We start from the raw sequence: 5,356 nt of genomic DNA, 5'->3' as shown, positions 1-5,356 counted from the left end.
TTGTTCATCACCATCGGCGAAGAAGACGGGATCACGCTGCAGAGCGATAAAGACCTCGTGCTGATGGCGGAGCAGGAACTATCGTTTAGCGAGCTGAAAACGTTCCGGGCCGAGGCGCAAGAAGAGCTGTGGATCGCAGGCGGCAAAAGCAGCATGATGCTGACCGACATGACCGACGTGATGGGTCAGCAGGTCATGATGACGGGCAGCGATCGGCAATCGTTCGAGGCGCTCAGTAACCCGGAAGCGGAGCAGGCCAAGAGTGACAAGGAGAAGGATAGCTTCCTGGAAAAGCTGGGAACGGCGCTGGATGTGCTCAGCATGGTGCCGGGTCTTGGCATCATTGCAGGAGCGGCAAGTGCAGTCGTGAGCATTTGCCGCGGAGACTTCCTTGGCGCGGCCTTGTCCATCGGCTCGATGCTGCCGATTGGGGGCGCGGCGTTCGGCGCAGCGAAGCTGGCGGCCAAAGGCGTTGCCAAGGTCGCAGCCAAGGCGGCGGCGAAGGCAGGCGGTAAGATGGCCGGGAAGATCGGCCGGGCCGCGGCGAAGAAGGCCGTCCAGTTCACGCTGAACAAAGTGATGACGGGAGCCCGGAAGCTGAAGCAGAAGGCAGAGGAGCTGCGGGAGCTGCTGCAGAAGAAGCTGCAGGATATGCAGCAGAAGCTGGCGGAGAAGGGCAAGGCGTTGCTCCAAAAGGCGCTGGAGAAATCCGGGGCGAAGAAGGCGCTTACGAAGTTCAACCATAAAGTGTTGAAGAAATTCGAGTGCACCAGAGGCCTTGGCGACCGTTTCTGTAAATGGGGCTTTGAGCCAGTCGATCTGATCACGGGACGGATGATGAGCGAAGCGACCGACTTCGAATTTCCGGGCCCGCTACCGATCCAATGGGATCGGCGCTGGATCAGTGACAGCGGTCATTGGGGCTTGCTCGGTCATGGCGTGCATCACAGCCTGGATATGCGGTTGGAGGTGCTGGATGACTGCATTGGTGTACTGCTCGCAGACGGACGGGCGGTTTCGTTTGAGCGCTTATACCGTGGACTTATGGAAACGCGAAACCCGAAAGAGCGGATGGTTTTGCGCCGGGAAGGGACGGGGTACGTACTTTTCGAGGAAGATAGCCGCCTGGCGTATCATTTTGGAAAAAAGACTGGAATGGAAACGAGATTCCGTCTGGAACGGATCGGGCAGGAATGGGGACATTCCATCGTTCTTACGTACGATGACCGCAGTCACTTGCGGCAGGTGACGGACAGCGTGGGCCGAAGGCTGGATATCCAGACGGACGAAGCTGGACGGATCACGAAAGTGACTCACGTTTATCGCGGGGAGCAGCGCGAGGTGTTGGTACAGTACGGCTATAACGAGGCAGGGGACCTTATTGCGGTGACGGATGCGTTGGGACAGACGACTCGTATGTCCTATGAGGGCCATCTGATGCTCAAGAAGACGGACCGCAACGGGTACAGCTTCCATTGGCACTATGATGGCCCGACCACCGGAGCGCGCTGCGTTCATACGTACGGGGACGACGGGCTTCTGGAAGGGCGAATTGCGTACTCTGACGGTTGGAACGAAGTGAGCAACAGTCAGGGGCATACGACAACGTACGAATACACCCCGGAGTATTACTGCACCCGGATCGTCGACCCGCTTGGCGGCGTTGTGCAGTATGAATACAACGAGCTGGGCGAGCTGCAGAGTGAAACGGACGAGGAAGGCCGGATCACTAGGTATGCGTATGATGAGTTCGGACGGATTGTCGAGGAAGTGCAACCGGATGGGGGCGTATGGAAGTATACGTATCGTGAAGACGGAAGACTGGAGCAGGTGATGGACCCGGAAGGCGGCATCCGGGGATGGCAGTATGATGAATTGGGCCGAGTGAAGGGAGTGGTCGGGCCCGATCAGACAGTGACGCGTTTTGCCTACGATGAGCGGCATCGGATCAGCGAAGTGCAAGACCCGAAAGGCGCGGTAACGCGGCTCCTTTACGACGGACAGGATAACCTGATCGAGGTCATGCTGCCTGACGGGACGAGCGGGAAATGGGCATACAACCACCGGGGAGAATGCCTGCAAGAGACGAATCCGCTTGGAGCGAAGCAAGTGCTGGTCTACGATGCGCTCGGCCGAGTCGTGCGCTCCGAGTTGCCGGATGGCAATGTAATTAAGCTGAAGTATAACGCTTACGACGAAGTGATCCTCGCGGAAGATAACCAGCACCGTGTCGCATTCGGGTATACCCCGCTTGGGAAGCTGACTTGGCGCGAAGAAAAGGGTAAACGTGTCAAGTTGAGTTATAACAAGGAAGAAGAACTGACCGAGGTCATCAATGAGCGCGGCGAGCGGTATGTGCTGGAGCGCGATGCGAACGGAAGCATCGTTCGTGAAACAGGCTTTGACGGGATTGTGCGGCAATACATGCGAAGCCCCGCAGGTCTACTTCAGAAGGTAGAGCGGCCGGGCGGACGATGGACGGCTTACAGCCATGACGTTATGGGACGCGTAACGCAGGTGGAATACAGCGACGGTCTGGTGGAGACGTTTAGGTATAACCGTGTCGGGGAATTACTGGAGACAGCCAATCCTTTTGCGACGGTGAAGCTGGACTATGACCGGGCCGGTCGTGTCATTAAGGAATGGCGGGATGCGTACTGGGTAGCAAGCCAATACGATGAAATGGGCAACCGGACGGAAGTAAGCAGCAGTCTTGGCGCTCAAGTGACGATGGAGCGCGATATCTTGGGGCAAGTTAGCCAGATGCAGGCGCAGCAACAGCGCGGAGGCGACGCAGCTCAATCAGGCGGTACGCCGTGGACGGCGCAGATGAGGTACGATGCGCTTGGGCAAGAGATCGAGAGACTGTTGCCTGGCGGAGTAATAAGCAGCTGGCAGTACGATATCGCGGGACGGCCTGAACGGCATAGCGTGAAGGCGGGCGGACGGGAAACGCGCAGACGAAAGTATTCGTGGGATGTGAATAACCGTCTAAAATCCGTGCTCAACGAGCTGACTGGCAAGAAAACGCAGTATGGATACGACGATTTTGGAACCTTGATCGGGGCCACGAACGACTTCGGCAAAATCTTCCGCATGGCCGACGATGTCGGGAATTTGTACAGCGACGGACATAAGACGAACCGGACGTACGGAGCCGGCGGGCGGCTGCTGGAGTTCAACGGGACGAAGTACAGCTACGATGAAGAAGGAAATCTCACGGAGAAAATAGATCCGGACGGCACGCATTGGCGCTATGAGTACTATGGCAACAATATGATGAGCAAGGTCATACGGCCGGACGGACAGGAAGTAACGTTTACGTATGATAGCCTCGGCCGCAGGATTGAGAAGCATTTTAACGGTGTGGTACACTGTTATGTGTGGGATGGAAACATTATCCTGCATGAGTGGAAAGCGGAGAAAATCCAAGCTGAAAACGGTGCAGAATGGGGCGGCGAACAGCCGAAGGAGAAGCAGCGTCTGGGACAAGCGCTGAATCCTGGCGGCTTGATCACATGGATCTTTGAAGACGGAACGTTTCATCCGACCGCGAAGATTACACCAGAGGGCTCGTACAGTATCATAACAGACCATTTGGGTACGCCTGTTGAGATGTACGACGATACAGGGGAAAAGGTATGGTCGTGCGAACTGGACATTTACGGGAAGGTTCGGCGGCAAGATCTTTTAGGTGAGCGTAGCGCATGCCCATTCCGGTATCCGGGGCAGTATGAAGATGAGGAAACAGGGCTGTACTATAACCGTTTCCGTTACTACTCGCCGTATGAAGGAATCTATACGCAGCAGGACCCGATAGGGTTAGCTGGTGGGTTGGTGTTATACGGATATGTGGATGATACAAATACTTGGGTAGACCCATTTGGTTGGATAAAAGCTCCTTCATCCTTACCAAATGCACCTGGAATATATATCATTACTAATGGGAAACAGTCTTATGTTGGCAGTTCAGGTATTGGAAAACAAGGTATGTTTAAAAGAGTATCTTCCACAGGTCATAAACAAGCTCAAAGATTATTGAATATGAAAGGAACGATTGTACAGTTTATTAAAGTTGACTTAGGAGGTGCAACAAGTCAAAGCGATAGAAATAATATCTTAAGATATTATGAAAATAGAGAATATAAAAAACAATTAAGTAAAGGTTATACCATGACAAATGGTGCAGGAATTCAGAACCCGTCCAAGATTCAAGAGGCGGAGAAGTTAATTACTAAGCACAAAGCGTCCGCTAACAAGAGAAGAATAACTTGCAAATAGTTTGGTAAGGACATTCTCTTTATAATAAATAGTCCCGTAATGTTCCTTTCCAAGCTATTGAAAAAGTAAAGGAGGAGCCAAATTAAATATGGATAGCTATACAGAAAGCTATATGATCAAGGAAAGGTCAAAATATCTCAACCCTCAAATTGATGGGAGTTATTGTATCGGTAGTAAAAATGAGTGTCTTGATTTAGTAGAAGAGGGGTATGTTAGGATACCTTGGGGTGAAGTACCTAGTAAAGAGGATTATGATAAAATCAACCGATTAATCTTGTTGCCAACAGCTTCTCAACTAAAGAAGTTCAAATTTCCCGATTTTATAAAAGATTTATCGCAATTGCAGCATTTATCAATTCCATTTTCGTTGGTTACTTTTCTAAATAAAGAAACGATTCCTGCGAGCGTAAAGAACTTAATGTTAACTAATAATTATGAACACTCAGTTTTATTTGATGACTTGAAAGCACATGTATTTGACCCGGTATTTATTAACTTTAATGCTTTGGGGTTCTTGGGAGATTACTATGATTCTGGTAAAGACTCGTTATTGAATATTGATGTATTAGTGCTTCAAAATTTAGAATATTTAAGATGCTATATAGATAAAAAGGGTTTAGTCTTAGAAGAAATTAAAAAAATGAAAAATTTAAATTACTTAGAACTGGCACATGTATATGGCTTTGATATTTTTGAACATATTCACGGTAGTTTGCGCATTTTATCGATTACAGATACAAATAAGCAATTTAAAATAGATCACATCAATAGATTGACTCAGCTAAAAATATTGCACTTAAATGGTGTAAAAGGAGAAATAGACTGCTCTGTATTTCTTGATTTACCGAATTTACAAGAAATTATCATTCATAATTCGAAAAAATTAAAAAATGTTGAAAAATTGCTTGAGTGCAAAAATTTAAAAAGTTTAGAAATAGTTAATTGTGGAACCCCTTTGAAGAAAGAGGGGAAAGCATTATTTCAAAACCATGGGTTCGAAAGATTAGATATAGACTACTCATAATGAATCAAGATTAAAGCAGGCCTATCTTTTGCAAATTTTATAAAGATAGGC

The 5,356-nt window shown here is 49.4% G+C and carries 2 protein-coding genes; both read left to right on the top strand.

The window, feature by feature from the left end; translation table 11 throughout:
* The coding region (locus QMG93_RS34755) for a DUF6531 domain-containing protein (RefSeq protein WP_281944475.1) at window positions 1–4,281 on the top strand (4,281 nt) is incomplete at its 5' end.
* Window positions 4,282–4,369: 88 nt separating this feature from the next.
* Entirely contained in the window at window positions 4,370–5,305 is a 936-nt protein-coding gene (locus tag QMG93_RS34750) for a hypothetical protein (protein WP_281944474.1), read from the top strand.
* Window positions 5,306–5,356 lie beyond the last annotated feature (51 nt).

The organism is Paenibacillus tyrphae, assembly GCF_027925525.1.
Taxonomy (GTDB): domain Bacteria; phylum Bacillota; class Bacilli; order Paenibacillales; family NBRC-103111; genus Paenibacillus_G; species Paenibacillus_G tyrfis_B.
The sequence above is the reverse complement of the archived record's forward strand: the minus strand, read 5'-3'. Positions and strand labels throughout refer to the sequence as shown.